Raw genomic sequence first — 26,858 nt, forward strand, 5'->3', positions numbered from 1 at the left:
GGCCCGCCAGCCTAGCAGATGTCGGCCGCTCGATTCGAGGCGCGTGGGGGCTTTTTACGAGCTAACCGCCGCCGGCGCCCCGAGAACGGCCCCAGCCCGCTCGACGAGGTCGATCACCGCCTCGTCGCGCCACACCTCGACGGCCTGGGCGCTGCCATGGTCGCGCAGCAGCGACAGGGCGTGCCGGCGATAGGCGCCCTCGTCCAGGTCCTGGATATCGACGGCCGTGGCGACCTGGTTCGCGGCCAGACAGACGAACGTGTAGGTTTTCATCAACAGCCCTCGCCCCAAGCGTAGCAGATCGAAGGCGCTTGTTAGTCGCCTGGCCGACCGATCACGGGATTGGGATCGGCGCGTCAGCTTTCGGCGGTTTCGCCGGTGCGGGCCGGCAGGGCCAGGGTAGCGCGCAGGCCGCCGATCGGGGCGCGGCCCAGGGTCAGGGCCCCGTCGTGCAGCTCGGCCAGCTCCAGGGCGATCGGCAGGCCAAAGCCGTGGCCGGCGCCCCGCTCGTCCAGGCGGCTGCCCGGCACCAGAGCGGCGGCGGCGGCCTCGTCGGTCAGGCCGGGGCCGTCGTCGTCGATGACCAGCACCGCCCTGCCCCCGTCGCGGCTGGCGCTCACCCGAACGGTCCGCTCGGCGAACTTCCAGGCGTTGTCGAGCAGGTTGCCCGTCATCTCGTCGAAGTCCTGCGGATCGCAGGCCACGAAGAGATCCTCGGGGATGTCGAGTTCAGCACGCACGCCGGCGGCGGCGTGGATGCGCGACAGGGCCGCGACCAGATCCTCCAGGCGCGGCCTGACGTGCAGGGCCGGACGGCCCGGCGCCCCTGGCGAGGCGGCGCGGGCGCGGCCCAGGTGATGGCCGATCGCGCCGTCGATCTGGGCGATCAGGCTGGCCAGGCTGCCGTCGGGATCACGCCCCGGCTCGGCCAGCCGCACCGCGAGCGTCGCCAGCGGGGTCTTCAGGCCGTGGGCCAGGTTGGAGACATGGCTGCGCGCCTTGGCCAGGGCCGCTTCATTGTGGTCGAGCAAGGCGTTCAGCTCGGCGACCACCGGCTCCAGCTCCTTGGGCTGGCGGTCCTCGATGCGCTGCTGCTCGCCGGCCCGCACGGCGGCCAGCGAGGCGCCCAGCTTGCGCAGCGGTCGCAGGCCCAGCTCCAGCTGGCCGATCATCGCGGCCAGCAGGCCCACGCCCAGCACCGACAGCGACAGCAGCAGCGGCCGCAGACCCTCGTCGCGCATGCGGTCGCGGATATACCGCGGCGCGCCGGCGGTGATCACCACCGCGCCGCGGCTGGAGTTCACCGTCAGGGTGCGGAAATAGAAGCTCTCGTTCCAGCCGCTGCGCGAGCGCCAGCGGCGCGACTCCTTCAGCGGACCGGTCGGCGGCTTTTCGAGATGGGCGTCGCGCGCCGAACGCTCTCCCTGGGGGCGCTCGCCTTGAGGACGTTCGCCCAGGGGCCCCTGCGGACGATCGCGATCACGATCGGGACGCGGCCCTTCGGCCTTGGGCCAGGGCGACGGGCCGCCGCTCTGGCGAGGGTCCATCATCGCCACGGTCTGCGAGCGCAGCGTCCCCGCCGGACCCTTGACCACCCAGGCCCAGCCCGCCCCGCGCCGCACGAACGGACCGACCGACTGGATGCGGTCCTGATCGAGCTTCCCGTCGCGCTTCACCGCCCGGGCCAGCACCGAGATCTGCGACTCCAGGCTGGCGTCGACGCTGCGGCGGACGAACTGGTCGAGGGTGGGCTGGATGGTCAGGGCCGCCAGCACCACCGCCAGGATGGTGAACAGCACGCCGCTGATCAGCAGCCGGGCGCGGATCGAGGTCAGGGAGGTGATCACGACGGCTCGCCCCCGGCCGTCAGGCGATAGCCGCGGCCGCGCACGGTCTCGATCATCTCGTGGCCGATCTTGCGCCGCAGCCGGCCGACGATGACCTCCAGCGAGTTGGAGTCGCCGCCGGCGTCGCCCTCGTAGGCCTGCTCCAGGATATCCATCCGCTCGACCACCACCTCCTTGCGCAGGATCAGGCACGACAGCACTCGCCACTCGAAGCTGGTCAGCTTCAGCGGCATGCCGTCGAACTCGAACCCGCCCAGCTGGGCGTCGTAGGTCAGCCGCCCGCAGGCGATCTTCGGGCCGTGGTGGCCGGCGGCGCGGCGCACCAGGGCGCGCAGGCGCATGACCAGCTCCTCAACCCGGAAGGGCTTGGTCAGATAGTCGTCGGCCCCGGCCTTGAAGCCCTCGACCTTCTCGGTCCAGCCGTAGCGGGCGGTGAGGATCAGCACCGGCAGCGGCCGGTTCTGCTCGCGCCACGACCGCAGCACCGACAGGCCGTCCTGCTTGGGCAGGCCCAGATCGAGCACGGCGGCGGCGTAGGTTTCGGTCGAGCCCAGGTGCGCGCCGGTCTCGCCGTCGGCGGCGATATCGACGGCGAACTGCTCTTCGCGCAGGGCCTGGGCGATGCTTTCGGCCAGCGGCGCGTCGTCTTCGACCAACAGGATGCGCATCCCCCATCCTTAGCCGATGAACCCAAACCGAACCTGAACCAGTTCGTTCAGGCTGTGTCGGGGTTCGATGCGTTAGAGAGGCTGAACTCGAGGGATTCGGCCGAGCCGTGGGGATATAGGAAATGACGAGGAAGATGGCCCTGCTGGGCCTTCTGGGCTGCATCACGCCGTCGATGCTGTACGCACAGGAAGTCGCCAAGCCCGCCCAGACGCGCCAGGTCGCCCAAGAGGCCGAGGACGTCGAGGTCGAGGGCATCGTTGTCACCGGTCAGCGCCAGTACGGCGCGGTGCTGGGCGACATCCAGCCGGAAGAGACCTTCACCGCCGCCGACGTCCGCTCCCTCGGCGTCAGCTCGGTGACCGAACTGCTGTCGGAACTTTCGGCCCAGACCACCAGCGCCAGCGGCGGCTCGCCCGTCGTGCTGCTGAACGGCCGCCGCATCTCCGGCATGGGCGAGATCCGCGACATCCCCACCGAAGCCATCCAGCGGGTCGAGATCCTGCCCGAGGAAGTGGCTCTGAAGTACGGCTATTCGGCCGACCAGAAGGTGGTCAACGTCGTGCTGCGCCAGCGTTTCCGCGCCCGCACCGGCGAGGTCAGCCTGGCCGGTCCCACTGACGGCGGCCAGACCACCGAGCAATTCGAGTCCAGCACCCTGCGCCTCAATCGCCAGGGCCGCCTGAACAGCGCCTTCAAGTACAGCCACAGCGACAAGCTGCTGGAAAGCGACCGCGACCTCGAACCGACCGAGACCGACCAGCGCTATGACGGCGACGTCTCGCCCTACCGCACGCTGAAGCCCCGCACCGACAGCCTATCGTACAACACCGTCTACAACCGCGTGCTCGACAACGGCGTCTCGGCCACGGTCAACGGCAGCCTGTCCTACGACCAGAGCCAGTCGCTGCAGGGTCTGTCCAAGGCCCGGCTGAACATCCCCACGACCAGCCCGTTCTACGCCGGCGACACGACCCTCTATCGCTATGTCGCCGACCTCGGCGCCATGGAGCAGTGGAACCGCTCGTGGAACGCCCACGGCGGCTTCACCCTGGACGGGTCGATGAAGTCATGGCGCTGGAACCTGACCGGCAACTACGACCACGACGAAAGCCGTACCTCCAGCGACCGCGACGCCAGCGTCGTCGACCTGAACCAGCGGCTGGCCGCCCTGGATCCGACCTTCGATCCCTATGCCGGCCTGCCGACCGGCAGCTTCCAGCGCAACACCGCCCACTCGATCAACGACACGGTCAACACCCAGCTGGTGATGAACGGCGCGCTGTATCGCCTGCCGGGCGGCGACATCTCCTCGACGGTCAAGCTGGGCGCTGAAGGCGCCTGGGTTGATTCCTGGTCGCGCCGTCTCGGGGTCGAGAGCGAAGCCGACCTGTCGCGCGGCACGGCCAACGCCCAGGTCAGCTTCGACGTGCCGATCACCAGCCGGAAGAACAACTTCATGGCCAAGGTCGGCGACCTGTCGGCCAACCTGAACCTGGCCGTGAACCAGCTGTCGGACTTCGGGACCCTGAGCACGATCGGCGGCGGCCTGAACTGGTCGCCGATCAAGCCGATCAGCTTCATCGTCTCGGGAACCCGCCAGGAGAACGCCCCCAGCATGTCGCAACTGGGCGGGGCCCAGGTCACGACCTCGGGCGTGCAGGTGTTCGACTACGTCAACGGCGAGAGCGTCGAGATCACCCGCGTCAGCGGCGGCAATCCCGACCTGAAGTCCGAAGAGCGCAACGTCCTGAAGTTCGGCGTCACGGTGAAGCCGCCGCAGATCGACGGCCTGTCGGTCAACGCCAACTACACGCGCACCCGCATCGACAATCCGATCTCTTCGTTCCCCAGCGCCACGGCGGCGACCGAGGCGGCCTTCCCCGACCGGTTCTTCCGCGACGGCGACGGCACGCTGGTCCGCATCGACGCCCGCCCGGTGAACTACGCCAAGCGCGAGAGCGAGCAGATCCGCTGGGGCTTCAACTACTCGCACCAGATCGGCAAGACCCCGCCGCGTCCCACCCCGACGCCGGAAGAGATGCAGCGCTGGCGTGAACGCCAGGGCCAGGACGGCCAGGGCCGCCAAGGTCAGGGTCAGGGTCAGGGTCAGGGGCAGGGGCAGGGGCAGGGGCAGGGGCAGGGGCAGACGGCCCAGGCCGCTCAAGGTCAGCAGGGCCAAGCCCAGACCGCGGATGGCTCGACCCAGCCTCCCGGCATGGACCTGCTGCAAGGCCTCCAGCGCCAGGGCGGCGAGCAGCGCAGCGGCGGCGACAACGCCAACGCCCAGCCCTCGTCCGACCAGACCCGCACCACCGGCGACCAGGCGTCCAGTGGCGGCGACCGGGGTCCCGGCGGCGGTGATCGCGGTCCGGGCGGCTTCGGCGGCGGACCGGGCGGCGGCTTCGGCGGTCCCGGCGGCCCGGGCGGCCCCGGGGGCGGCGGCCTCGGCGCGGCGCGCCTGCAGCTGGCCCTGTTCCACACCGTGCGCCTGCGCGAGCGGATCTACATCTATGACGGCGGAACCCCGCTCGACCTGTTGAGCGGCGACGCCATCGGCAGCAGCGGCGGCACGCCCCGCAACGAGGTCGAGGCCCAGGTCGGCTTCACCAAGCAGGGCATGGGCGCGCGCCTGACCGCCAACTGGCGGCAGGCCACCGAGGTCGACGGCGGCACGACCGGCAGTTCGACCGGCACGCTGAAGTTCTCCGACCTGACGACCGTGAACCTGCGCCTGTTCGCCAATCTCGGCGCCCGCCGCGAACTGGTCGCCAAGTATCCGGTGCTGCGCGGCACGCGGGTGACCTTCGGGATCACCAACCTGTTCGACGAGAAGCAGACCGTGCGCGACGCCACGGGCGAGATCCCGACCAGCTACCAGGAAGACTATCTCGACCCCATCGGCCGCAGCGTGAAGCTGAGCGTCCGCAAGGTGTTCTTCTAAGACCTGGAAACGGCGGGATCCTCGGATCCCGCCGTTTTTATTTCTCCGCCAGACATCCCCGGGCGGATGCGGGGGTCTAGGGTTCGCCGGTCCGGGCCGACTCCCATCCTCCGAAAAGGATATCCCGCCGATGACCACCCCCGCCGAAACCGCCGAAGCGACCGACCGCTGGGTCCTGCGCCGCGTGCGCCACGAAGTGCGCCGCCGCGTGCTGACCGTCACCGCCGTCGAGCGCCTGTCGCCCGGCATGCTGCGCCTGGTCTTCGCCTCGCCCGACCTCGCCGACTTCGTCAGCGCCGGCTTCGACGACCACATCAAGCTGTTCTTCCCCGTCGAAGGCGGCGAGCCGGTGATGCGTGACTACACCCCCCGCAGCTTCGACAACGCCGCCCAGAGCCTGGTCATCGACTTCGCCGTGCACGAGGCAGGACCCGCCACGGCCTGGGCGCTGGCCGCCAAGGTCGGCGACACGCTGAACATCGGCGGCCCGCGCGGCTCGGTGCTGATCCCCGACGCCCTGCCCTGGCTGGTGCTGATCGGCGACGAGACCGCCCTGCCCGCCATCGGCCGCCGGCTGGAAGAAGCGGAAGACGGCGAGACGATCACCACCCTGGCCATCCTCGACGCCGCCGACGACGCCCTGACCGTCGAGACCAAGGCCGCCTGGACGCCGCACTGGCTGGTCCGCGACGGCGGCGACGACACCCACGCCCTGATCGCGGCGCTGGACGCCGTGCTGCCGGCCGACAAGGAAGGCTTCATCTGGCTCGCCGCCGAAGCCCGCGTCGCCAAGGCCCTGCGCGCGCACCTGGTCGAGGTTCGCGGCTTCTCGCCCAAGCAGATCAAGGCCGCCGGCTACTGGGTGCGCGGCGCCGAGGGCGTCCACGAGCGGATCGAGTAGTCCCCAAGCTCGTCATCCCGGGCGAAGGGCCGCGAAGCGGACCGCAGACCCGGGACCCAGGGGCCGGCGCAGTGAGGTGGCGACCGCCAGGCGCTTGATCCCCGCGCTGAGCCCAGTCCCCTGGGTCCCGGCTCTTCGCTTCGCTGCGGCCGGGATGACGACGGGTTTGAGCGTTGAGGGTCTTTGCTAGAGCCGCCCCGCCTCGCCCAGCCGATCCAGCAACCACATGCGGGCCGGCGGCAGCGGGCGGTTCAGCGGGCCGAACACGAACTGCTCGAGGAAGTGGCCGGTGATGTCGAGGCCCGCCTTGACGTCGCCGTCGCTCAAGCCGCCCTGCGACGACAGCAGGAACGGCGGCAGCGGCAGCAGCTTGTCCTGATAGGGCGCACCGGCCTTGCGGCTCACCGCCCGTCCCGTGCGCGGGCTGACATAGACCAGGTCGTCGAGGTCGCCGGTGGCGGCGCATTTCGACAGGTCCAGGCCAAAGCCAAGGTCCTGCAACAGCCCCGCCTCGTAGCGCACATAGACCGCCGGCCAGATGTCGGGGATCTCCAGCACCCGGATCAGGGTCTCCAGGGCCAGGAACGCGCCCGGGTGCGGCTCACGCTCGGGCAAGGCCCCAGCCGCGACCGAAGCGGCCGATTGCAGGCCGGCCAAAGCCAGGCGGTCGTCGAACAGCGACGAGGGCCCCTCGCCCATCGGCTCCAGCTGGGCCGAACCCATCTGATCGGGACCACGGGCGCGATAGCGGACGATCACCCGCGCCCCGGCCTGCAGGAACGGCTTCATCCGCCGCGAGGCCGCCCCGGCCACGTGGGCGACGAACTTGCCCCGATCCTGGGTCAGCAGCTCGACGATCGCCCCGGTCTCGCCGTGGGCGCGGGCCGACAGCACGAAGGCGTCGTCCTCCCATTCCATTTAGTGGGGCCACTCCATCTAGGCGGGCATCCCCCAGCCCACGACCTTCTCCAGCACCGCGCGCCATTCCGGCTCGACCGGCAGGCCGATGACGTCGCGCAACACCGTCTCCAGTTCGTCGACCGACAGGTCGCGCTGCTCGACCAGGGCGCCCGTGGCGTCGCGGTGGGTCAGGCGGTTATTCTTCAGGGCGTAACGGGCGGTCGGCGTCGTGCGGCCCACCGTCATGCTCCAGGTGAAGTGCGAGCTGGGGTGGGTGTAGGTGAAGAAGTTGGCCGGCTCGTAGTCGACGTCGTCCCACGGCCCCAGCGCCACCTGGTAGAGGGGCGCCCACTTGCCCGAGAGATCGGCCAGCACCAGGCGCTCGCCACCCATCTCCGGCGCGGCCGGCTCGATGCGAAAGGCGCCGTTGGGCGTGGCCTGGATCTCGTCGGAGCACAGGTCCAGCGGCGCGGTCAGCACGCAGCCGCCGAAGCCGGCGTCGGCCAGCCAGTCCTTGCCGTCGATCGTGACCTTCAGAATCATGTGTGAGCGGGCGCGGGTCGGCGCTTCCGGCGGTTTCATCCACCAGACGCGCGCCATCAGCGACTGGACCTCGAAGCCCAGCGCCTTGAGCACCCGTTTCAGCAGCCCGTTCTGCTCGAAGCAGTAGCCGCCGCGGCCGGCGCTCAGCAGCTTGGCGTCGATGTCGGCCGGGACGATGCTGATCCCCCGGCCCAGCAGCACGTCGAGGTTTTCGAACGGGATGGCGTCCGGATGCTTCTGGCAGATCGCCCGCAGGGTCTCGAGCGTCGGCTCGCGCGGGCCGGCGTAACCGATCCGCGCGAAATAGGCGTCGAGGTCCACGCTGGGGGCGACCTGGCCGTCAAACATCGAAGTCGAGACCCATGTCGCTGAACAGGCCGCGTTCCTCGGCCCAGTTCTCCTTGACCTTCACGTGCAGGAAGAGGTGCACCTTGCGGTCCAGGATGTCCTGCAGTTCCTCGCGCGAGGCCTGGCCGATCCACTTCAGCACCTGGCCGCCCTTGCCCAGCACGATGGCCCGCTGGCCGTCGCGCTCGACATAGATGGTCTGCTCGATGCGGGCGCTGCCGTCGGCGCGTTCCTCGAACGAGGTGGTCTCGACGGTGGCCGCGTAGGGCAGCTCCTCGTGGACCCGCAGATAGATCTTCTCGCGGGTGATCTCGGCGGCCAGCAGGCGGGCCGGCAGGTCGGCGGTCTGGTCTTCCGGATAGAGCCACGGGCCTTCCGGCATGGCCTCGACCAGCTTGGCCATCAGGTCGTCGACGCCCGCGCCGGTCTCGGCGCTGATCATGAAGACGTCGGTGTAGACGCCGGCGTCGAAGAAGTCCTTGGCCACGCCCAGCAGGGTGTCGCGCTTGATGCCGTCGATCTTGTTGAGCGCCAGGATCACCTTGCGACCGCTCTCCTTGAGGGCCTCGATGATGGTCTGGACGTCCTGCACGGCGCGGTGCTCGGCCGGAGTGGCGTTGCGGGCGCGGTCGGCCAGTTCGGCCTGCACGTCGACGAGGTGCACGGTGACCTCGGCCTCTTCCGAGCCGGCCCAGGCAGAGCGCACCATGGCGCGGTCGAGCCGGCGACGCGGGCTGAAGATCCCGGGGGTGTCGACGAGGATGATCTGGGCGTTGCCCGACAGGGCGACGCCGCGCACGGGGAAGCGCGTCGTCTGCACCTTCTGGGTGACGATCGAAACCTTGGCCCCGACCATGCGGTTGACCAGGGTGGACTTGCCGGCGTTCGGCGCGCCGATGATGGCGGCGAACCCGGCGCGGGTGTTCTGGGTGGAGTCAGTCATTGCGCGTGCGTGTAGCACAGCAGCGCCCAAAATCCTCCCCCGAAACCCCCTCCGGCCCTTCGGGCCACCTCCCCCAGAGGGGGAGGATCTTCGCCGCGCCAGATGCTCCCCCTCTGGGGGAGCTGTCGCGGAGCGACTGAGGGGGTTTAACCCGCCCCCACCTGCTCCAGCAGCGCCTTGGCGGCGGCCTTCTCGGCTTCCTGCCGCGACTTGCCCTTGGCGATGGCGGGATCGACGTCCTTGACCAGGACCTCGACGGTGAACACCGGCGCGTGGTCGGGGCCGGTGCGCTCGAGCACGCGGTAGGTCGGCAGCGGCTTGCCCTTGCCCTGCGCCCATTCCTGAAGGGCCGTCTTGGGATCGCGCGGACGCCCCTGCCCGGCCCGGTCGAACTCCTCGGACCACAGGTCGAGGAACACCTTGCGGGCCAGTTCCAGACCGCCGTCCTGGTAGAGCGCGGCCATCAAGGCCTCGCAGGCGCCGGCCAGGATCGACTCCGTCTCGCGGCCGCCGATCTTGCTGGACGAGGCCGACAGGCGCAGGGCGGGACCCAGATCAGCGCCTTTGGCGACGCGAGCGCAGGTCTCGCGGCTGACCAGGGCGTTCAGGCGCGGGGCGAGCTCGCCCTCCTTGGCCTTGGGGAAGCGCTCGGCCAGGGCCTCGGCAGCCAGGAGCCCTAGCACCCGGTCGCCGATGAACTCCAGCACCTCGTTGTCGCGGACCTTGGCCTTGGCGCCGTCGCCGACGCTGGCGTGGGTCAGGGCCCGCTCGAGCAGTTCGCGGTCTTCGAACCGATGACCGATCCGGCGCTCCAGGTCGCCGACGGCGGCGACCCGTCTGTCCTTCACGGCCATGATGTTACTTCAGCACGCGGAAGAAGCGGCTCGGACGGGCGTCCAGGAACCAGGTCCAGGGCTTGAAGAGGTGCGCGTCGGCGTTCCACGACAGCAGGATGATCTGGGCCTTGCCGACCAGGTTCTCGGCCGGGACGAAGCCCACGCCGATCGAGTCGCCGGTGTACTGGTCGTTCTCGTAGTTCCACTTGCAGGTCCCGGCGTCGGTCTTGAACGGCGAGATGCCCGGGTTGAAGCGGCTGTCGGCCGAGTTGTCGCGGTTGTCGCCCATGAAGAAGTAGCAGTTCTCGGGAACGACATAGACCCCGGTGTTGTCGCCCTGCGTATCCGGGCCGGCGTCGGCCTGGGTCAGATAGGTGCGGCCCTCGGGGGTCGTTTCCTGGATGCGCTTCATCGGCTGGGTGAAGCCGTAGCCGCTGTCGACCAGCACGTCGGCCAGTTCCTGGCGCTTGACGGGCTTGTCGTTGATGAAGAGCGCGCCGCCGCGAACCTGGATGCGGTCGCCGGGCAGGCCCACCAGGCGCTTGATGTAGTCGACGTGGCCGTCGCGCGGCAGCTTGAAGACGACGATGTCGCCCCGCTTGGGCGTCGAACCCAGAATGCGGCCCTTGAACAGCGGTGGGCTGAACGGGATCGAGTGCTTCGAATAGCCGTACGAGAACTTCGAGACGATGATGTAGTCGCCTTGATAGAGGTTGGGCTCCATCGAGGCCGACGGGATCGTGAACGGCTGGAACAGCAGAACCCGCAGCACCAGGGCGATGCCCAGGGCGTAGGCCACGGTCTTGATGATCTCGATGAATTCGTTGACGGCGCCGCCCTTCTCTTCTTCGGGGGGCGTGGTCTCGACGGCTTCGGTCATGCGCGGCGGGGCTCTTTGCGAATGGGGGTCGGGCGAGCCCGACAGGTCTTGCTAGACGCGGTTGCCGCCGCGAGCAAGCATCGGCGCGATAGTGACGCTTCATGGCGACGATTGGGCGAAGCGAACCATGATCGCCTTAAAGATTATTCATTGGCCGCGACCGTCGGCGAATGATGTTCTCCGGCGCGGTTCGTCAGGGGATCCGCCATGCGCTCGTCCATCCCGCTTCTCGCCCTCGCCGCCGGCCTCTGCGCCGTCTCTGTCGTCCAGGCCGCGCAGGTCGCGCCGCGCCCCGTGGTCGACGGCGTCGCCAAGGCCATCGCCGACAACTACTACGACGCCGCCAAGGGCGCGGCCGTCGCGGCTCAGCTGCGCGCCGAGGCCGAAAAGGGCGCCTACGACCGCCTGACCGACCCGCGCGACCTGGCCACCACGCTCACCGAGCGCCTGCGGCCCCTGGACCACCACTTCAGCGTCTCCTGGTCGCCCCCCTCGGCCGACGGCCCGCCGCCGCAAGGCGCCGGCCCAAGCGCGGGCGTCGGCCCCGCGCCTCGCCTGGCGCCCGCCGGACCGGCCAACGCCCAGCGTGATCCCTTCCGCCGCGCCAACTACGGCGTGCGCCGGGTCGAGATCCTGGGCGGCAATCTCGGCTATATCGATCTCCGGATGTTCGCCGACTTCGAGTTCGGCCAGCCCGACGCCCCGGCCCGCAAGACCATCGAGGCGGCGCTGCAGACGGTGGCCAACGCCGACGCGGTGATCATCGACCTGCGCGACAACGGCGGCGGCTCGCCGGCCATGGTGGGCTACCTCTCCAGCGCCTTCACGCCCAAGGGCGCCGACATCTACAACACCTTCAAGTACCGCGAGGGCACGGCCAGCGAGGCCCCGACCGACTGGTACGCCGCCCCGCGTCTGGACGTGCCGCTCTATCTGCTCGTCAGCCCGCGCACCGGCTCGGCGGCCGAGGCCTTCGCCTACACCCTGAAGAACGCCAAGCGCGCGGTGATCGTCGGCGAGGCCAGCGCCGGCGCGGCCAATCCCGGCGGCCCGGTGCCGGTGGCCGGCGGCTTCGCGGTCTTCGTGTCCAACGGCTCGCCGATCAGCCCGATCACCAAGACCAACTGGGAAGGCGACGGCGTGCAGCCCGACGTCGCGGTCGTCCCCGCCAAGGCACTGGAGACCGCCCGCGCCCTGGCGCTGGAGACGGTGCTGAAGACCGCCGACGGCCCCGACGCCCAGGACGCCCGCTGGGCGCTGGAGGCGATCCGCGCGGAGGCCTCGCCCCCCGCCGCCAAGCCCCTCGCCGACTATGTCGGCGGCTATGGCGGCATCGACATCGTTCAACTCGACGGCCGCATCGGCATGAAGCGCGGCAAGCGTCCGGTCACCGTGCTGCTGCCGCTGGGCGGCGACAGCTTCACCGTTCTGGACGAGCCCAGCCGCCGCGTGGTGTTCGAACGCGACGCCAAGGGCGCGGTGACGGCCTTCGAGGCGATCACCTCCGACGGCCGCAGCGCGCGGTATCGCCGCGAGGCAGCTCCGGCGAGCTAGAGGCAGCAACTCTTCCCGTAAAATCCCCGCGAAAGCGGGGACCCAGGTGTTTTATCGTCGAGCGCTGAGGATTGCAGAAAAAGCCTGGGTCCCCGCTTTCGCGGGGATTTTACGGAAGAAGGACGATCCTCGGCGAAATCAGACCGCTAAGGTCGCCAAAATCGCCACCAGCACCAGCGCCAGGAAACCCCAGCCAATAGCCAACCAAGCGAACGGCCTCTGCTGCCAGGGCGCCAGATTGGAACGCTTGGGTTCGACGTGTTCGTCGGTCCAGATGGTCATGTTGCAGTCCCCCGTTCCGAAACGGCGCAAGGGCCGACCGGAGAAGGAATCACTGCAAGCCGCGCGCCGTCAGGACGCCGGCAGGGCCTCGATGATCACAAAGGCCTGGGCGTAGGGGTGGTCGTCGGTCAGCGACAGGTGGATCACCGGGACCATGCCCTGCGGCACCAGTTGCGCCAGCTTGGCCGCCGCCCCGCCGGTCAGGGCCATGGTCGGCTTGCCCGACGGCAGGTTGACCACGCCCATGTCGGCCAGGTGCACGCCCTGCTTCAGCCCCGTGCCCAGCGCCTTGGAGCAGGCCTCCTTGGCGGCGAAGCGCTTGGCGTAGCTCGAGGCGCGGTCAGGCTTGCGCTCGGACCGCTTGCGCTCGATCTCGGTGAAGACCTTGTTGGTGAAGCGCTCGCCGAAGCGTTCGAGGGATTTCTCGATCCGGCGGATGTCGCTGAGGTCCGAGCCGATCCCGATGATCACGCCGCCAACTCCAGTCTCGCGGCGTCCATCAAGGTCCGCATCCGCAGTATGGCCTGCGGCAGGCCGACGAAGATCGCCTCGCCGATCAGGAAGTGGCCGATGTTCAGCTCGACGATCTGCGGGATGGCGGCGATCGGCTTGACCGTGGCGTAGTCGATGCCGTGGCCGGCGTGGACCTCCAGCCCCAGCGAAGCGGCCAGGGCCGCGCCCGACTTCAGGCGTTCGAGAATGGCGGCGGCGCGCTCGGTGTCGCCCTCGCGGGCGGCGTCGCAATAGGCGCCGGTGTGAAGCTCCACGACCTGTGCGCCGGCGTCGGCCGAGGCCTGGATCTGGGCGGGATCGGCCTCGATAAACAGCGAGACCCGCGCGCCGGCGCTGCGCAGGCGGCCAGTGGCGTCGGCGATCCGGTTGGCGCCCTTGACCACGTCGAGGCCGCCTTCGGTGGTCACCTCCTCGCGCCGCTCGGGCACCAGGCAGGCGGCGTGCGGCCGGGCCCCGATGGCGATGCCGACCATCTCGTCGGTGACCGCCATCTCGAAGTTCAGCGGCTTGCCGCGCTTGAGGCAAAGGTCGGTAAGCACGGCGATGTCGGCGTCGCTGATGTGGCGACGGTCTTCGCGCAGGTGCGCGGTGATGCCGTCGGCGCCCGCCGCGAGCGCCAGCTCGGCGGCCCGCACCGGTTCCGGATAGCTCGACCCGCGCGCGTTGCGGATCGTGGCCACGTGGTCGATGTTGACGCCGAGCCGCAGCATGGGGCTCAGCCCTTCAGCCGGCGGCTGCCCGGATCCTCGATCGGGATCGCGGCCAGTTCGGGCGGCAGGGCATCGGCGGGATAGGCCGGCACGTCCAGGCTGGCCAGGGCGATCAGCGGCACGCCGACATCGGCCTTGCCGTCCGAGCGGTCGACGATGCAGGCCGCGGCCACGACGTCGCCGCCGGCGTCCTTGATCGCCTGGATGCACTCGCGCGACGACAGGCCGGTGGTGACGATGTCCTCGACCATCACGACCTTCTGGCCCGGCTCCAGGTGGAAGCCGCGGCGGAACTTGAAGCCGCCGCCTTCGCGCTCGACATAGATCGACGGCACGTTCAGGTGGCGGGCGGTCTCGTAGCCGGGGATGATGCCGCCGACGGCCGGCGAAACCGCCACGTCGACATGGCCCACCGTGGCGACGATCTTGTCGGCCAGGGCCTTGCAGAGGCGCTCGCAGCGCTCGGGCCGCATGAACACCAGGTTCTTCTGCAGGAAGACCGGGCTGTGAAGGCCGCTGGACAGCACGAAGTGGCCTTCGCGCAGGGCGCCGGCGGCGCGGAATTCTTCGAGGACGTCTTCGTTGGTCATGAGCCGTGGATATAAGGCCAGCGCGGCGAGTCTACAAACCATCGACGAAGGGGCGTAGGACAGCGCCATGAGCGACTCCCCTCTCCGCCCCCGCGTCGGCTGCGGCGCGGCCATTCTCGACGCCCAGGGCCGCATCCTGCTGGTCCGGCGCCGCCGCGAGCCCGAGGCCGACCATTGGGGCCAGCCGGGCGGCAAGCTCGACTGGGGCGAGCCCGGCCGCGCCTGCGCCGAACGCGAGATCCGCGAGGAGCTGGGGATCGAGGTCGTCGCCGGCCCGGTGCTCGCCGTCACCGACATGATCACCGCCGACAGCCACTGGCTGGCCGTCACCTACCGCGCCGACGGCTGCGTGGGCGAGCCGGCGATCCAGGAGCCCGAGGCCATCGCCGACTGGGGCTGGTTCGCCCTCGACGCCCTGCCCTCGCCCCTGACCCAGGCGACGCGGGACGCGGCGGCGGCGCTGCGGGGCTCGACCTGAAATTATTTCGCGAGGCCGCGTCACACGCGCGGCCTTCGCCTCGTCATGACGGCGCAACCCTCTCAAAGGAGACCCGTCATGACCGCCAAGCTCGATCCCTTCGCCGTCGCTCCCGCCGTGATGAAGTCGTGGTTCACCGCCTCGACCATCATCGCCGCCAGCCTGGAGCCCAGCCTGGTCGAACTGGTCAAGATCCGCGCCTCGCAGATCAACGCCTGCGCCAACTGCATCAACATGCACACAGCCGAGGCCCGCGCTCAGGGCGAGACCGAGCAGCGCATCTACCTGCTGTCGGCCTGGCGCGAGGCGCCCTGCTACACGCCCCGCGAACGCGCCGCCCTGGCCTGGACCGAGGCCCTGACGCGACTGTCCGAAGGCCACACCCAGGAAGCCGCCCACGCCGATCTCGCGGCTCAGTTCAGTGAAGAAGAGCAGGTCAAGCTGACCCTGATGATCAACGTCATCAACGGCTGGAACCGCCTGGCCGTGGGCTTTGGTCTCTGGATCGAGCAGCCGGTGAAGGCTGCGGCCTGACGCGCGGCGACGGACGCGGGGTCAGCCCCGCGTCCGGTCCACCGTCTCGACCGACGGGCAGGTGCGCAACGCCGCCGAGATGTTGGTCAGGTGCTTGGCGTCGCGCACCTCGACGTCGATGTCGGTGTCGAAGAAATCGCTCTGCCGGTGGTGCATGCGCAGGTTGACGATGTTGCCGCCCGCCTCGCCGATGATCGTGCAGACCTGCCCCAGCACGCCCGGCGCATTGCCGATGGTGGCGTGCAGGCGGGCCAGCGAAACGGTGTCGCGTTCGGCTTCCGGCGTCCAGTTGAGGTCGCGCCAGAGGTCCTCGCGCTCCTCGAACTCGGCCAGCTTCGGGCAGTCGATGGTGTGGACGTCCAGGCCCTCGCCGTCTTCGCGCAGGATGCCGACGATGCGGTCGCCCGGCACCGGGCTGCAGCAGTGGGCGAAGTGCAGCGACACGCCGGGCGTCAGCCCGCCGCCGCGCACATAGAGCCGCGCGCCCTTGCCGCCCTCGATCTTGCGTCGGGCCGTGGCGGCTTCGCGCTCGGCGTCCTTCATGCCGGGGAACGCCGTCTCCAGCACCTGGCTCGGCGTCACGCGACCGCGGCCGACGGCGTCGAACAGGCTCTCTTCGCTCTCCAGCACGAACCGTTCGAGGATCGGCCGCAGCGACACGTCCTTCAGGCTCTTGCCGGCGCGTTCGAAGATCTGCTCCACCGAGGCCCGCCCCAGGCGCAGGAACTCTTCCTTCTCGGTCTGGCGGATGTGCCGGCGGATGGCGGAACGCGCCCGGCCGGTCACCGTCAACGAGCGCCAGTCCGGCGGCACCACGGGCTTGGAGCCCCGGATCACCTCGACCACGTCGCCGTTGGTCAGGATGGTGCGCAGGGGCTTCAGCTCGCCGTTGATCTTCACGCCGATACAGGTGTCGCCGACGCTGGTGTGAACCGCATAGGCGAAGTCCAGCGGCATCGCGCCCCGCGGCAGGCTGACCAGCTTGCCCTTGGGGGTGAACACGAACACCTGGTCGAGGAACATCTCGAGCTTGGCGTGCTCGACCAGTTCTTCGCTGTCGCCGCCGTGCTCCAGCACCTGGACCAGCTGGCGCAGGTTGGCCAGCGGATCGCGACCGCCGGCGGCTTCCATGCCTTCCAGGTCGAGGCCGTACGAGGCGTCCTTGTAGCGGAAGTGGGCGGCCACGCCCTCTTCGTTCACCCGGTCCATCGACTCGGTGCGGATCTGCATCTCGATCCGCATGCCGCGCGGGCCGACCACCGTCGTGTGCAGCGAGCGGTAGTTGTTGCGCTTGGGCGTCGAGATGAAGTCCTTGAACCGGTCGGGCACGCTGGACCAGGCGCGGTGGACGACGCCGAGCGCGCGGTAGCAGTCCTCCTCGCTGTCGACGATCACGCGGAAGGCGTAGATGTCCGACATCTGCGAGAAGCCGATCGATTTGCGCTGCAGCTTGCGCCAGATCGAATAGGGGGCCTTTTCGCGACCGAAGACGCGGGCTGGCAAGCCGGCCGATTCCAGGCGGGCCTGGATCTCCTGGCTGACCAGCTGGACCGCCCCGCCCTGCTCTTCGCGCAGCTTTTCCAGCCGGCGGACGATGGCGTCGCGGGCGACCGGGTTGGTGTGCTGGAAGGAAAGCTCCTCCAGCTCCGTACAAATCCGGTGGCAGCCGATGTTGCGGGCCAGCGGCGCATAGATGTCGCGCGTCTCGCGGGCGATGCGCTCGCGCTTGGCCTGGGCCTTGATGAAGTGCAGCGTCCGCATGTTGTGCAGACGGTCGGCCAGCTTGACCAGCAGGACGCGGACGTCCTTGGAGATGGCCAGGATGAACTTGCGCAGGTTCTCGGCCTGGCGAGTGTGCTCGGCCTGGAGTTCCAGCTTGGAAAGCTTGGTGACACCCTCGACCAGCTCGGCGATCTCCTCGCCAAACAGCTTGCCGATCTCCTCCTTGGTGACCGGCGTGTCCTCGATCACGTCGTGCAGCAGCGCCGTGACGATGGTCGCCGTGTCGAGCCGGTATTCGGTGAGGATGCCCGCCACCTCGATCGGGTGGGCGTAATAGGGATCGCCGCTGGCGCGCGTCTGGCTGCCGTGCATGCGCATGGCGAAGACGTAGGCGCGGTTGAGCAGGGCCTCGTCGGCCGTCGGGTCGTAGGCGTGGACCCGTTCGATCAGCTCGTACTGGCGAAGGAACTTGCGCGGCTTGGGGGCCGGCGGAGCCTCGACCGTCGGCTCGACGGCGGGCTCAGACGAAGACGCGCCCGATTCCCCTCCAAGCAAAGGAAAGGATTCGGGCGCGCGTTCGGGCGTAGCGGCGGCGGGCGCCGCTTCAATGATCAGAGGGTCTGCGCCGTCGGGGCTCAGTACCGCTCCTCCTGACCGCCGTCGCGGTCGCTTTGCAGCGCGCGAACGAGTTCCAGTTCGCTCATCTGCATGTGGGTCGGATCGGCCAGCAGGGCGAGGGTTTCGGCCTCTTCCTCGGCTTCCGAGTGCTCATCGACGCGCTGCAGCGTGGTGATCAGGTGCTCCTTGAGCCCCTCGTGATCGATCACGTCGTCAGCGATCTCGCGCAGGGCGACGACCGGGTTCTTGTCGTTGTCGCGATCGACCATCAGGGCCGCACCGGCCGAGATGCCGCGGGCGCGGTGCGCCGACAGCAGGACGAGCGCGAAGCGGTTCGGAACCTTCTCGACGCAATCTTCGACGGTGACGCGGGCCATGAATTCCTCGGGCTGAGCGTTGGCTCTTGCAAAATAGGGCTCCGTGCGGCGTCACGCAACGCCGCTTCGGCTGTAACCCAGCTTTCGCGAGGCGGCGTGTATGCCCCCTCCCCGGCGCAAAGTCCAGCCGCAACAACGGTCACGATCGGGAAGTCGCTTCGATACAGGCCCGCGACAAGGTCCAGAATCCCGAAAATCGGCCGCAACAGCGTTCGCCGACCCTGTCGCCATGATCATTTCGCACCGCCACCGCTTCATCTTCATCAAGACCCGCAAGACCGCCGGCACCAGCATCGAGGCCTATCTGTCGAGCCTGTGCGGCCCCGAAGACGTCGTCACCCCCGTCCATCCGCCCGAACCCGACCACCAGCCGCGCAACGCCGCCGGCTTCGCCAACCACATGTCGGCCGCCCAGGTCGCCGCCAGGGTTCCCGACCTCTGGCGCGACTACTTCACCTTCTGCGTGGAGCGGAATCCGTGGGACAAGACGCTGTCGCACTACTTCATGAAGCGGAACTCGGCCTCCCACGGCGGCGATCGCGAGCTTTGCCTGGATCGCTACCTAGCCGCCGGCGACTACGCCCTGAACCTGCCGCTCTACGCCAGCCGGCTGTCCGGCAAGCCCCTGGTCGACCGGGTGCTGCGCTACGAGCACCTCGACCGCGAACTGGGCGATGTGTTCGAGCAACTGGGCGTGCCGTGGTCGGGCCGCCTGCCGGTGAAGGCCAAGAGCGGCTGGCGTCCGGATCGGCGTTCGTATCGCGAGGTGCTGAGCCTGCGCCAGGCCGTACGGATCGAGAAGATCTTCGCGCGGGAGATCCGGCTGCACGGCTATGCGTGGTGACTTGTACCTCTCCCCGTAAAATCCCCGCGAAAGCGGGGACCCAGGTGTTTTATCGTCGAGCGCCCCACGTTTCAGAAAAAGCCTGGGTCCCCGCTTTCGCGGGGATTTTAAGGGTTAAGTGCGACTAAGCAGGCCGCGCGTCAGACCCCACGCTCGCCTCGGCCGCCAACTCCGCCGCCGTCCGCCCCAGCACCGGGTGAACCCACTCCGCCGCCACCTCCGCCAGCGGCCCCATGACGAACAGCCGCTCGTGGGCGCGCGGATGCGGCAGGACAAGGTTTCCGTCGATCACCGTCCGTCCATGGGCGATCAAATCAAGGTCCAGCGTGCGAGCGGCGTTGCGCTCGGCCCTGGCGCGACCGAACTCGGCTTCGATGCGATGCAGGGCCGCCAGCGCCTCGGCCGGCGCCAAGTCCGTCTCCACCAGCACGACGCCGTTCAGATAGGCCGGCCCGGTCGGATTGGGCCAGGCGGCCGAGGTCCACCAGCCCGAGCGGGCGACCACCACCATGCCCTCGCCGGCCAGCGCCGAAACCGCCGCTTCCAACAAGGCCTCGCGACTCGTATAGGCTCCAGGCAGATTGCAGCCGAGGGCGACGACCACGGCCGCGTCCAGACCATTTCGATCAAGCCGATATTTCAAGGATTTACCCGTGACCTTCTATCCGACCGAGCGGTTGGCGCTGTTCATCGACGGGGCCAATCTCTATTCCGCCGCCAAGGCGCTGGGCTTCGACATCGACTACCGCAAGCTCCTCGACGAGTTCAAGAAGCGCGGCCTGCTGGTGCGGGCCTACTACTACACCGCCATCGCCGAGAACGACGACTATTCGCCGATCCGCCCGCTGGTCGACTGGCTCGACTACAACGGCTTCACCCTGGTGACCAAGCCGGCCCGCGAATACACCGACAGCCAGGGCCGCAAGCGCTGGCGCGGCGACATGGACATCGAGATCGCGGTGGACATGATGCAGATGGCCGACACGGTCGATCACCTGGTGCTGTTCTCGGGCGACGGCGACTTCCGCGCCCTGGTCGAGGCCGTGCAGCGCAAGGGCCGCCGGGTCACCGTCGTCTCCACGATGAAGAGCCAGCCGCCGATGACCAGCGACGACCTGCGCCGCCAGGCCGACAACTTCGTCGACCTCAACGACCTGGGCAACATCATCGGCCGCCCGCAACGCGCGCCGCAACAGCGCTACACCACCGCCGACGCCCGCACCCCGGCCGAACGCGAAGCCGACGACGAATACTGAGACTTAAAGGCCATGCAGCACTCCAACATCGTCGGCGAGGTCGTCCCCTCCCCGGCCGAGCCGCCCCGCGACTGCCCGCTGTGCCCGCGCCTGGTGGCCTATCGCCGCGAGAACGAGGCGCTCTATCCGGACTATTTCAACGGTCCGGCCCCGTCGTTCGGCGACAAGGACGCGCGCCTGCTGGTCGTGGGCCTGGCACCCGGCCGCAAGGGCGCCAACCGCACTGGCCGTCCGTTCACCGGCGACTATGCCGGTACGCTGCTCTACGACACCCTGATCAAGTACGGCTTCGCCACCGGCAAGTTCGAGGCGCGCATCGACGACTCGCTGAAGCTGGTCGGCTGCGCGGTGACCAACGCCGTCCGCTGCGCCCCGCCCGGCAACAAGCCCGAGACCTCCGAGGAGAACGCCTGCCGCCCCTTCCTGAAGGCGCGGCTGGACATGTTCCCCAACCTCAAGGCCATCGTCACCCTGGGCGACGTCTCTCGCCGCAACGTGCTGAAGACCCTGGGCCTGAAGGCCTCGGCCGGCATCCCCGGCCACGGCTCGGAGTTCCAGGCCGGCCCCTACCGCATCTTCAACAGCTATCACTGCTCGCGCCTCAACACGAACACCGGACGCCTGACGACGCCGATGTTCGAGGAGTTGTTCGCCCGGGTGAGAGCCTATGTGGACGCGGCCGACTAGGCCTTGGCCCTGATGCGGTCGAGGGTCAGGGCGCCGTCGGCGTCGAGCCGGACCTCCGCGACGTATCGGTCATCCTGCAATCGGAAGCGCATGGCGCCGTCCTGCTCCACCACGCCGCCGCGGAGCTGAACGGTGTCCAGCAGGACCGCCACGGCTTTGGTCAAGGCCCGCCCCGCCTCGACGATCGTGGCCGCGTTCGCCTGCGCCTGGAAGGCGACGATCTCACGCGCCCCGAGGGATAACCGGCCAAAGCCCAAGGTCCTGCCCGAGAGGATCCAGTTGCGAAGCGCCAGGGCGACCGTGACCTGATCCTTCGGACCGACGATCAGTGGCCCTTCGAGTCGCTCGAACAGCCAGGGCCGCAGCGTCGCCAACGCATCCTCGACCAGGGCGATGCGCGCTTCCGAGGTCGACGCCGTCTGTCCTGCCCGCACCACCAGGCCGACATAGATCTCGACATGGTCGGCGAACTCCACCGCCGAACAGGCCTTGCCCAGGGCGAACAGCGCCGCCTCCCGGGCGATGGTCCGGCCAGCGCGCCGCACCGTCTCGACCAGTCCAAGGATCGCGGCCTGGCCCTGGCTGTCCATGAACTGGAACACCGAAGCGTCGCCGACGCCGAGCTCGGACAGCAGGGCCCGGCCCGTCCAATAGTCCGCCAGGGTCAGCAGGCCGGCCTTCGTCAGTACCTTGCGCGCCTTGGCCAGGTCGGGTTCCGACCCGGTCTGTTCGGCGGCGATCAGGACCTTCAGGTCAGCGGCGCTGATCTGCATCAGCTTCAGCGGGCTGACCGCCAGGCCGAGCCCAGGCAGCACGATCTGGCCAACGCCATGAAGGTCCGATTGGAGATCCGCGATCAGTCCGCTCTCGTCCACATAGTCGAACCGCCGCGCGCCGGGGCTGATCGCCCACTCCAGCCAGGCCGCGCCCGAGGGAATGAGCGAAAGGATCAATTGCGTCGTCGCGGAAAGGTCTTCCTGGCGCCGCACCGGGCGGCCCGACAAGGTCACGGTCATCGTCACGCACTCCAGACACTGAAATCGCCGCGCGTACAATCCGCGCCGCACCTGGAGCGAGCCGTCCCCGAGACGCCCTCCCCTGGCGGCGGCGACCTTCACATCCTTGGATTGACCGGAACTTAAGGTCGCGCCGTCCAGCCGTTGTCGCTCAGCCAGTCGCGCAGGCGCTCGGGCCAGACCTTGATGGCCGCCTTGTCGGTTCGGAAGCCCATGTTGAAGGCGTGGCCGCCGCTCTGGAACAGGTGGAACTCGACCGGAACCTTGGCGGCCCGGAACTTCTGCAACAGCTCCACCGGCGGGGCCGAGCAGCACTCGTCGTCGTCGGCCGCCAGGATGAAGGCGGGCGGCGTATCGGCCGGGATCTTGTCGGGAATGCCGGTCGGACCCGGATAGATCAGCACCTGGAAGTCGGGCCGACCGCTGACGGCGTCGATCGCATCGACCTTCGGGTCCTTCGCCGTCGAACCGTAGACGGCCAGGTCCACAACCTCGCCGCCGCCGGAAAAGCCCATCAGGCCGATCTTCTTCGGATCCACCCCGAACTCGGCGGCGCGGGAGCGCACCAGCCGCACGGCCCGCACCGCGTCCTGGCGGGCGTGGTCGATCGTGTAGGGCGAGCCTTCCTCCTGGCTGAGGCGATACTTCAGCACAAACACCGCCACGCCCATCGGGTTCAGCACCTTGGCGACGTCGGTCCCTTCCGGGTGGATGACCAACATCTTGTGGCCGCCGCCCGGCAGCACGATCACCGCCGCGCCCGTGGCCTTGTCGGCCGGCGGCAGATACGCCGTCACCGACGGATCGTTGATCGACTTGGCCCAGTATTCGGCCGCCTGCTCGGGGATGGCCTTGCGGGCCTCGAAGCCCGGCGCGCCATTGGGCCACAGGGCCACGCGCTGCTGGGCGCAGGCCAGGCTCGGCAGGGCGAGCGCGATGCTCGCGGCGAGGATCAGGCGGCGCATCACAGCTTCACCGTCCGGCCTTCGCGAGCCGCCTTGTAGATGGCCTCGATGATCCGCAGGTCCTTCAGCCCCTCCTCGCCCGGCACGATCGGGTCGCGGCCGGTGAGGATGCATTCCGACAGGTGGTCGAGTTGGCCGGCGAACTGGCTCTTCTTCGTCGCCGGCGGCGTGCGGGGTCTGGCCTGCCCGTCGAGATTGGCCCTCATGGTCTGGCCCTCGTAGCTGGTGGCCGGATCGATCTCGACCCAGCCCTTCGGCCCCGACACCCGGTAGCGGTTGCAGTTGGCGCTGTAGGTCGAGACGCAGTTGGCGGTCGCGCCCGACGGGAACAGGAGCTGGAAGTTGATGGTGTCCTCGACCTCGGCGAACACCGGATTGGAGCGGTCGGTCGATTCCATGGCGTTGACCGCGATCGGCTCCTCGCCGGTCAGGTAGCGGGCGGCGTTGAGGCTGTAGATGCCGATGTCCATCAGGCTGCCGCCGCCCGACAGCGCCTTCTTGACCCGCCACATGGTCGGGTCGCTGGCGGTCCAGCCATGGTCGGCGACGATGGTCGCCACCGGTCCCAGCGCCCCGCCACGCGACAGGGCGATGGCGTCCAGATTGTGCGGCTCAAAACGGCTGCGGTAGCCGATCATCAGCTTGCGGCCGACGGCCTTGCAGGCGGCGATCATCGCCTCGCAATCAGCGACCGAAGTCGCCATCGGCTTTTCGCACATCACATGCTTGCCGGCCTTGGCGGCCCGCTCGGTGAAGGCGCGGTGCAGGCTGTTGGGGGTGATCACATAGACGATGTCGACCGCCGGATTGTCGGCGATGCGGTCGAAGGTCTCGTAGGAATAGCGGTTGGCCTCGGCGATCCCGTATTGGGCGCCGTATTTGGCCAGCTTGTCGGGCGAGCCGCTGACCAGGGCGACCAGCTTGGAATGCTCGCACTCGGAAAAGCGCGGCATGATGATCTGGGTGGCGTAGTAGCCCAGGCCCAGCACCGCATAGCCCAGCTTGCGGCCCTCGGCTTTAGCCTGGGCCAGGGCGGCGGCCGGCGCCGTGGCGGCCATGGCGCCGACGGCGAGGCCGGCCTGCAGGAACGTGCGCTTGTTCATCACCTCGCCCTTCCCTTCTTTCGCTACCAGACCAGGCCGGTCGTCTTCAGCCGCACCCGCGCCAGGGTCTTGTCGGCGGTCAGGAACAGGGTCTTGCCGTCCTCGCCGAAAGCGCAGTTGGCGATCGGACCGCCGGTCTCGATGACGCCGATCAGCTCGCCCGCCGGCGTGATCACCAGCACGCCGCCAGGTCCCGTGGCGTAGAGGCGGCCCTCGGTGTCCAGGCACATGCCGTCGGGCAGGCCCGGACCGCCGGCCTTGTGCAGGGCCGCGGCGTCGAAGAACACCTTGCGCGACGTCGGCAGGCCATCGGCGCCCAGGTCGTAGGCCATGATCACCGGCCCTGCCGGGTCCGAGACCGCAACATAGAGGCGCTTCTCGTCGGGGCTCAGCGCCACGCCGTTCGGGAAGGTCAGCTTGTCGTCGACCACCGCCAGCGAGCCGTCGGCGCGCAGCAGATAGACGCCGTTGAAGCTCAGCTCCTTGGCCGGCGAGGCGTCGAGCCCTTCCAGGCCATAGGGGGGATCGGTGAAGTAGATCGCGTCGGACTTGGCCACGGCCAGGTCGTTGGGACTGTTGAAGCGCTTGCCCTGGAAGCGGTCGACAACGACGCTCTTGGCCTTGGTCTTCAAATCCAGCTTCGTGATCGCCCGATAGCCGTGATTGCAGACCAGCAGATCGCCCTTGGTGTCCAGCGCCATGCCGTTCGAGCCCGGCTCGCGGAAGATCTTGGTCGGCGGGCCGTCATAGCCGGACGGCTGCTGGAAGACGCTTTTGCCGTCCTTCCGGCTCCAGCGGTACATGATGTTGGCCGGCACGTCGGAGAAGACCAGGTACTGACCGTCCTTCACCCAGACCGGCCCCTCCGACCAGACGAAGCCGTCGGCCAGGATCTCGATCTTCGTATCGGGCGCGACCACGGCGTCGAGGGCTGGCGACAGGCGACGAATGGCGCCCACGGTCGGGGCGGCTTGGGCGGACATGGAAAGGCCTCCGGCGGCGAGTGCGGCGCCGGCTCCGAGAGCCAGCGTGACGGTGCGGCGCGTCGCGGTCATGCGTGAGGCCTCCCTTATGCGGTTATTGCTTTTGACAGCGATGTCATAGCAATACCCGCCCAGGTTGGCGAGACGCTTGTCGACACGTCTTGAGATTTGCGGCGCTCCCTCAGGAACGCACGCGCGGCACGCAGTCCAGCCAGCGGGCATAGGCCGCCTCGCGGGCGTGGACGGCCATGGCGGGCTTCAGGTCCTCGGCCGCCGGGCGCGCCTTGGCGGCCGTCTCCAACGAATCGTAGACCCCGGCCCCCAGCCCCGCGAACAGGGCCGCGCCCAAGGCCGTGGTCTCCTGGTAGCTCGCCCGAGCCACCGGCAGGCCGGTCAGGTCGGCCAGGCGCTGGCTGAACCAGGCGCTCTTGGACATGCCGCCGTCGATGCGCAGTTGGGCCTCGCCGAGGAAGGCGTCCGGCGCGTCGGCGCGCATGGCCTCGATCAGGTCGCGGCTCTGCAGGGCGCAGGCGTCGTAGGTCGCCGAAGCGATCTCGGGCAGGCCGGCGTCGCGGGTCAGGCCGAAGATCGCGCCCCGCGCCTTGGCGTCCCACCAGGGCGCGCCGAGACCCGTGAAGGCCGGCACGACAACGACCCCATGGTCGGCCTTGGCCGAGCGGGCCAGGGCCTCGGCCGAGCGCGGACCGCCGGTGATCCCTAGCCCCTCGCCCAGCCACTGGATCGCCGCGCCGGCCACGAAGATCGAGCCTTCCAGCGCATAGGTCGCCTGGCCGTTCACCCGCGCCGCCACCGTGGTCAGCAGCCGCGAGGCCGAGACCGGCCGCGTCGTCCCGGTGTTGATCAGCATGAAGCAGCCGGTGCCGTAGGTGGCCTTCATCTCGCCCGGCCGGATGCAGCCCTGCCCCATCAGCGCCGCCTGCTGGTCGCCGGCCACGCCCCGGATCGGCAGCGGCCGGCCCAGCACCTGGGCCCCGACCTCGCCGAAGTCGGCGGCGCAGTCCAGCACCTGCGGCAGCAGCGAGCGCGGCACGCCAAACAGGTCGAGCATCGGCTGCGACCAGTCCTGGGCCTGGATGTCGAACAGCAGGGTGCGCGAGGCGTTGGTGGCGTCGGTCACGTGCCGCGCCCCGCCCGTCAGCTTCCAGATGACCCACGTATCCATGGTGCCGGCCAGCAGCTGCCCCGCCTCGGCCCTGGCCCGCGCGCCGGGCACGTTGTCGAGCAGCCAAGCGATCTTGGTGGCCGAGAAATAGGGGTCGAGCAGCAGGCCGGTGACCGCCGTGACCTCGGCTTCCTTGCCGTCCTTGCGCAGCTTCTCGCAGGCCTCGGCCGTGCGGCGATCCTGCCAGACGATGGCCGGATGGATCGGCCGGCCGGTGGTCTTGTCCCAGACCACCACCGTCTCGCGCTGGTTGGTGATTCCCAGCGCCACGACCGCGTCGAGGTCGGCGCCGGACTTCTCGACCGCCTCGCGGATCACGGCGACGCAGGCGGCGGCGATCTCGTCGGCGTCGTGCTCGACCCAGCCGTCCTTGGGGTAGCTCTGGCGCAGCGGACGCCCGGCCTCGGCCACGGCGGCCCCTTCACTGTCGAACAGGATCGCCCGCGTGCTCGTGGTGCCCTGGTCCAGCGCCAGGATCAGTGCTCGCCCCATACGCGTTTCCTCTTTCAAGACGCCCGCTTCACCTGCGACAGAGCGCCGCTATTCTCTCGGTTCCGTGGCTTGACCAGTTTAAGCATGTTTTCATCTGGAAACACCAAGGTGCCCATAGTCTCGTTTGGCGCCCGAGGAGGGTC

28 protein-coding genes are annotated in these 26,858 nt (G+C 69.1%); 8 read left to right on the top strand and 20 right to left on the bottom strand.

The features are described from left to right. Positions 1-54 precede the first annotated feature (54 nt). The 3 genes from AC2YHT_RS03505 to AC2YHT_RS03515 form a co-directional block, all read right to left on the bottom strand. Entirely contained in the window at positions 55-273 is a 219-nt protein-coding gene (locus tag AC2YHT_RS03505; protein ID WP_110121947.1) for a hypothetical protein, read from the bottom strand. Between the two features lie 83 nt (positions 274-356). Then, on the bottom strand, positions 357-1,847 hold the full coding sequence (locus AC2YHT_RS03510) for an ATP-binding protein (RefSeq protein WP_487288198.1): 1,491 nt from the start codon (positions 1,845-1,847) through the stop codon (positions 357-359). Further along, positions 1,844-2,515 (bottom strand): response regulator, encoded by a 672-nt coding sequence (locus AC2YHT_RS03515; protein ID WP_110121948.1) that lies wholly within the window; start codon positions 2,513-2,515, stop codon positions 1,844-1,846. The genes AC2YHT_RS03510 and AC2YHT_RS03515 overlap by 4 nt, the downstream gene beginning before the upstream one ends. 122 nt (positions 2,516-2,637) lie before the next feature. Between AC2YHT_RS03515 and AC2YHT_RS03520 the strand changes: the two genes are divergently transcribed. Both AC2YHT_RS03520 and AC2YHT_RS03525 read left to right on the top strand, forming a co-directional pair. Further along, positions 2,638-5,457, top strand: coding sequence for a TonB-dependent receptor plug domain-containing protein (locus AC2YHT_RS03520; RefSeq protein WP_487288199.1), 2,820 nt, complete (start codon positions 2,638-2,640; stop codon positions 5,455-5,457). A gap of 130 nt (positions 5,458-5,587) precedes the next feature. Then, entirely contained in the window at positions 5,588-6,358 is a 771-nt protein-coding gene (locus AC2YHT_RS03525; RefSeq protein WP_487288200.1) for a siderophore-interacting protein, read from the top strand. 186 nt (positions 6,359-6,544) lie between these two features. Here AC2YHT_RS03525 and recO read toward each other — a convergent pair whose 3' ends face one another. The 5 genes from recO to lepB all read right to left on the bottom strand — a co-directional run bounded on the left by recO (position 6,545) and on the right by lepB (position 10,808). Further along, positions 6,545-7,276, bottom strand: a complete 732-nt coding sequence (gene recO / locus AC2YHT_RS03530) for a DNA repair protein RecO (protein WP_487288201.1) — start codon at positions 7,274-7,276, stop codon at positions 6,545-6,547. 18 nt (positions 7,277-7,294) lie between these two features. Then, positions 7,295-8,149 (bottom strand): arylamine N-acetyltransferase family protein, encoded by an 855-nt coding sequence (locus AC2YHT_RS03535; RefSeq protein WP_487288202.1) that lies wholly within the window; start codon positions 8,147-8,149, stop codon positions 7,295-7,297. Then, complete coding sequence (gene era / locus AC2YHT_RS03540; RefSeq protein ID WP_487288203.1) at positions 8,142-9,092, bottom strand: GTPase Era; 951 nt, start codon at positions 9,090-9,092, stop codon at positions 8,142-8,144. The genes AC2YHT_RS03535 and era overlap by 8 nt, the downstream gene beginning before the upstream one ends. A gap of 146 nt (positions 9,093-9,238) precedes the next feature. After that, positions 9,239-9,946, bottom strand: a complete 708-nt coding sequence (gene rnc, locus AC2YHT_RS03545) for a ribonuclease III (protein ID WP_487288204.1) — start codon at positions 9,944-9,946, stop codon at positions 9,239-9,241. 4 nt (positions 9,947-9,950) lie between these two features. After that, positions 9,951-10,808, bottom strand: a complete 858-nt coding sequence (lepB, locus tag AC2YHT_RS03550; protein ID WP_487288205.1) for a signal peptidase I — start codon at positions 10,806-10,808, stop codon at positions 9,951-9,953. 207 nt (positions 10,809-11,015) lie between these two features. Between lepB and AC2YHT_RS03555 the strand changes: the two genes are divergently transcribed. Beyond that, entirely contained in the window at positions 11,016-12,362 is a 1,347-nt protein-coding gene (locus AC2YHT_RS03555) for a S41 family peptidase (protein ID WP_487288206.1), read from the top strand. A 138-nt stretch (positions 12,363-12,500) separates the two neighbouring features. Here AC2YHT_RS03555 and AC2YHT_RS03560 read toward each other — a convergent pair whose 3' ends face one another. From AC2YHT_RS03560 to pyrE, 4 genes are all read right to left on the bottom strand, one after another. Continuing rightward, the gene (locus AC2YHT_RS03560) at positions 12,501-12,644 is read right to left on the bottom strand and encodes a hypothetical protein (protein ID WP_487288207.1); all 144 of its coding nucleotides are present in this window, start codon (positions 12,642-12,644) and stop codon (positions 12,501-12,503) included. 69 nt (positions 12,645-12,713) lie between these two features. Next, positions 12,714-13,115 carry a holo-ACP synthase gene (gene acpS, locus AC2YHT_RS03565; RefSeq protein ID WP_487288208.1) on the bottom strand — a complete coding sequence of 134 codons (402 nt, stop codon included), beginning with the start codon at positions 13,113-13,115 and terminating at the stop codon, positions 12,714-12,716. Then, positions 13,112-13,867 carry a pyridoxine 5'-phosphate synthase gene (locus tag AC2YHT_RS03570; RefSeq protein ID WP_487288209.1) on the bottom strand — a complete coding sequence of 252 codons (756 nt, stop codon included), beginning with the start codon at positions 13,865-13,867 and terminating at the stop codon, positions 13,112-13,114. Before AC2YHT_RS03570 ends, acpS begins: the two co-directional genes overlap by 4 nt. A gap of 5 nt (positions 13,868-13,872) precedes the next feature. Beyond that, positions 13,873-14,457, bottom strand: a complete 585-nt coding sequence (gene pyrE, locus AC2YHT_RS03575) for an orotate phosphoribosyltransferase (RefSeq protein WP_487288210.1) — start codon at positions 14,455-14,457, stop codon at positions 13,873-13,875. Between the two features lie 67 nt (positions 14,458-14,524). On the opposite strand from pyrE, the gene AC2YHT_RS03580 reads away from it, so the two are divergent. Next, positions 14,525-14,935, top strand: a complete 411-nt coding sequence (locus AC2YHT_RS03580; RefSeq protein WP_487288211.1) for an NUDIX domain-containing protein — start codon at positions 14,525-14,527, stop codon at positions 14,933-14,935. 78 nt (positions 14,936-15,013) lie between these two features. Next, a complete protein-coding gene (locus AC2YHT_RS03585; RefSeq protein WP_487288212.1) occupies positions 15,014-15,469 on the top strand; it encodes a carboxymuconolactone decarboxylase family protein in 456 nt (151 codons plus the stop codon). A 21-nt stretch (positions 15,470-15,490) separates the two neighbouring features. Here AC2YHT_RS03585 and AC2YHT_RS03590 read toward each other — a convergent pair whose 3' ends face one another. Next, positions 15,491-17,569, bottom strand: a complete 2,079-nt coding sequence (locus tag AC2YHT_RS03590) for a RelA/SpoT family protein (protein ID WP_233245374.1) — start codon at positions 17,567-17,569, stop codon at positions 15,491-15,493. Positions 17,570-17,826: 257 nt separating this feature from the next. Beyond that, complete coding sequence (rpoZ, locus tag AC2YHT_RS03595) at positions 17,827-18,186, bottom strand: DNA-directed RNA polymerase subunit omega (protein WP_058350513.1); 360 nt, start codon at positions 18,184-18,186, stop codon at positions 17,827-17,829. A gap of 229 nt (positions 18,187-18,415) precedes the next feature. Between rpoZ and AC2YHT_RS03600 the strand changes: the two genes are divergently transcribed. Further along, positions 18,416-19,030 carry a sulfotransferase family 2 domain-containing protein gene (locus tag AC2YHT_RS03600; protein ID WP_487288213.1) on the top strand — a complete coding sequence of 205 codons (615 nt, stop codon included), beginning with the start codon at positions 18,416-18,418 and terminating at the stop codon, positions 19,028-19,030. Positions 19,031-19,154: 124 nt separating this feature from the next. On the opposite strand, the gene folK is transcribed toward AC2YHT_RS03600, so the two are convergent. After that, complete coding sequence (gene folK / locus AC2YHT_RS03605; protein WP_487288214.1) at positions 19,155-19,634, bottom strand: 2-amino-4-hydroxy-6-hydroxymethyldihydropteridine diphosphokinase; 480 nt, start codon at positions 19,632-19,634, stop codon at positions 19,155-19,157. 49 nt (positions 19,635-19,683) lie between these two features. On the opposite strand from folK, the gene AC2YHT_RS03610 reads away from it, so the two are divergent. Continuing rightward, positions 19,684-20,286 (top strand): LabA-like NYN domain-containing protein, encoded by a 603-nt coding sequence (locus AC2YHT_RS03610; RefSeq protein WP_110121965.1) that lies wholly within the window; start codon positions 19,684-19,686, stop codon positions 20,284-20,286. Positions 20,287-20,298: 12 nt separating this feature from the next. Then, positions 20,299-20,973, top strand: a complete 675-nt coding sequence (locus AC2YHT_RS03615; RefSeq protein ID WP_487288215.1) for a uracil-DNA glycosylase — start codon at positions 20,299-20,301, stop codon at positions 20,971-20,973. Here AC2YHT_RS03615 and AC2YHT_RS03620 read toward each other — a convergent pair. From AC2YHT_RS03620 to glpK, 5 genes are all read right to left on the bottom strand, one after another. Then, on the bottom strand, positions 20,970-21,989 hold the full coding sequence (locus AC2YHT_RS03620; RefSeq protein ID WP_487288216.1) for a hypothetical protein: 1,020 nt from the start codon (positions 21,987-21,989) through the stop codon (positions 20,970-20,972). The two genes, AC2YHT_RS03615 and AC2YHT_RS03620, sit on opposite strands and share 4 nt — an antisense overlap. Positions 21,990-22,111: 122 nt before the next feature. Then, complete coding sequence (locus AC2YHT_RS03625; RefSeq protein ID WP_487288217.1) at positions 22,112-22,954, bottom strand: alpha/beta hydrolase; 843 nt, start codon at positions 22,952-22,954, stop codon at positions 22,112-22,114. Continuing rightward, complete coding sequence (locus AC2YHT_RS03630) at positions 22,954-24,057, bottom strand: Gfo/Idh/MocA family protein (RefSeq protein WP_487288218.1); 1,104 nt, start codon at positions 24,055-24,057, stop codon at positions 22,954-22,956. The genes AC2YHT_RS03625 and AC2YHT_RS03630 overlap by 1 nt, the downstream gene beginning before the upstream one ends. 23 nt (positions 24,058-24,080) lie before the next feature. Further along, a complete protein-coding gene (locus AC2YHT_RS03635; protein WP_487288219.1) occupies positions 24,081-25,040 on the bottom strand; it encodes an SMP-30/gluconolactonase/LRE family protein in 960 nt (319 codons plus the stop codon). 181 nt (positions 25,041-25,221) lie between these two features. Then, positions 25,222-26,715 (bottom strand): glycerol kinase GlpK, encoded by a 1,494-nt coding sequence (glpK, locus tag AC2YHT_RS03640; protein ID WP_487288220.1) that lies wholly within the window; start codon positions 26,713-26,715, stop codon positions 25,222-25,224. Between the last annotated feature and the right edge of the window lie 143 nt (positions 26,716-26,858).

The sequence above is a fragment of the Caulobacter sp. SRI_008 genome (assembly GCF_057586355.1).

Bases quoted from the DNA above. Each gene is read 5' to 3' on its own strand.
- AC2YHT_RS03505 (WP_110121947.1), bottom strand. From the start codon at position 273: ATGAAAACCTACACGTTCGTCTGTCTGGCCGCGAACCAGGTCGCCACG.
- AC2YHT_RS03515 (WP_110121948.1), bottom strand. From the start codon at position 2,515: ATGCGCATCCTGTTGGTCGAAGACGACGCGCCGCTGGCCGAAAGCATC.
- AC2YHT_RS03520 (WP_487288199.1), top strand. From the start codon at position 2,638: ATGACGAGGAAGATGGCCCTGCTGGGCCTTCTGGGCTGCATCACGCCG.
- AC2YHT_RS03525 (WP_487288200.1), top strand. From the start codon at position 5,588: ATGACCACCCCCGCCGAAACCGCCGAAGCGACCGACCGCTGGGTCCTG.
- recO (WP_487288201.1), bottom strand. From the start codon at position 7,276: ATGGAATGGGAGGACGACGCCTTCGTGCTGTCGGCCCGCGCCCACGGC.
- AC2YHT_RS03535 (WP_487288202.1), bottom strand. From the start codon at position 8,149: ATGTTTGACGGCCAGGTCGCCCCCAGCGTGGACCTCGACGCCTATTTC.
- era (WP_487288203.1), bottom strand. From the start codon at position 9,092: ATGACTGACTCCACCCAGAACACCCGCGCCGGGTTCGCCGCCATCATC.
- rnc (WP_487288204.1), bottom strand. From the start codon at position 9,946: ATGGCCGTGAAGGACAGACGGGTCGCCGCCGTCGGCGACCTGGAGCGC.
- lepB (WP_487288205.1), bottom strand. From the start codon at position 10,808: ATGACCGAAGCCGTCGAGACCACGCCCCCCGAAGAAGAGAAGGGCGGC.
- AC2YHT_RS03555 (WP_487288206.1), top strand. From the start codon at position 11,016: ATGCGCTCGTCCATCCCGCTTCTCGCCCTCGCCGCCGGCCTCTGCGCC.
- AC2YHT_RS03560 (WP_487288207.1), bottom strand. From the start codon at position 12,644: ATGACCATCTGGACCGACGAACACGTCGAACCCAAGCGTTCCAATCTG.
- AC2YHT_RS03570 (WP_487288209.1), bottom strand. From the start codon at position 13,867: ATGCTGCGGCTCGGCGTCAACATCGACCACGTGGCCACGATCCGCAAC.
- pyrE (WP_487288210.1), bottom strand. From the start codon at position 14,457: ATGACCAACGAAGACGTCCTCGAAGAATTCCGCGCCGCCGGCGCCCTG.
- AC2YHT_RS03580 (WP_487288211.1), top strand. From the start codon at position 14,525: ATGAGCGACTCCCCTCTCCGCCCCCGCGTCGGCTGCGGCGCGGCCATT.
- AC2YHT_RS03585 (WP_487288212.1), top strand. From the start codon at position 15,014: ATGACCGCCAAGCTCGATCCCTTCGCCGTCGCTCCCGCCGTGATGAAG.
- AC2YHT_RS03590 (WP_233245374.1), bottom strand. From the start codon at position 17,569: ATGCGCATGCACGGCAGCCAGACGCGCGCCAGCGGCGATCCCTATTAC.
- rpoZ (WP_058350513.1), bottom strand. From the start codon at position 18,186: ATGGCCCGCGTCACCGTCGAAGATTGCGTCGAGAAGGTTCCGAACCGC.
- AC2YHT_RS03600 (WP_487288213.1), top strand. From the start codon at position 18,416: ATGATCATTTCGCACCGCCACCGCTTCATCTTCATCAAGACCCGCAAG.
- AC2YHT_RS03615 (WP_487288215.1), top strand. From the start codon at position 20,299: ATGCAGCACTCCAACATCGTCGGCGAGGTCGTCCCCTCCCCGGCCGAG.
- AC2YHT_RS03620 (WP_487288216.1), bottom strand. From the start codon at position 21,989: ATGACCGTGACCTTGTCGGGCCGCCCGGTGCGGCGCCAGGAAGACCTT.
- AC2YHT_RS03625 (WP_487288217.1), bottom strand. From the start codon at position 22,954: ATGCGCCGCCTGATCCTCGCCGCGAGCATCGCGCTCGCCCTGCCGAGC.
- AC2YHT_RS03630 (WP_487288218.1), bottom strand. From the start codon at position 24,057: ATGAACAAGCGCACGTTCCTGCAGGCCGGCCTCGCCGTCGGCGCCATG.
- AC2YHT_RS03635 (WP_487288219.1), bottom strand. From the start codon at position 25,040: ATGTCCGCCCAAGCCGCCCCGACCGTGGGCGCCATTCGTCGCCTGTCG.
- glpK (WP_487288220.1), bottom strand. From the start codon at position 26,715: ATGGGGCGAGCACTGATCCTGGCGCTGGACCAGGGCACCACGAGCACG.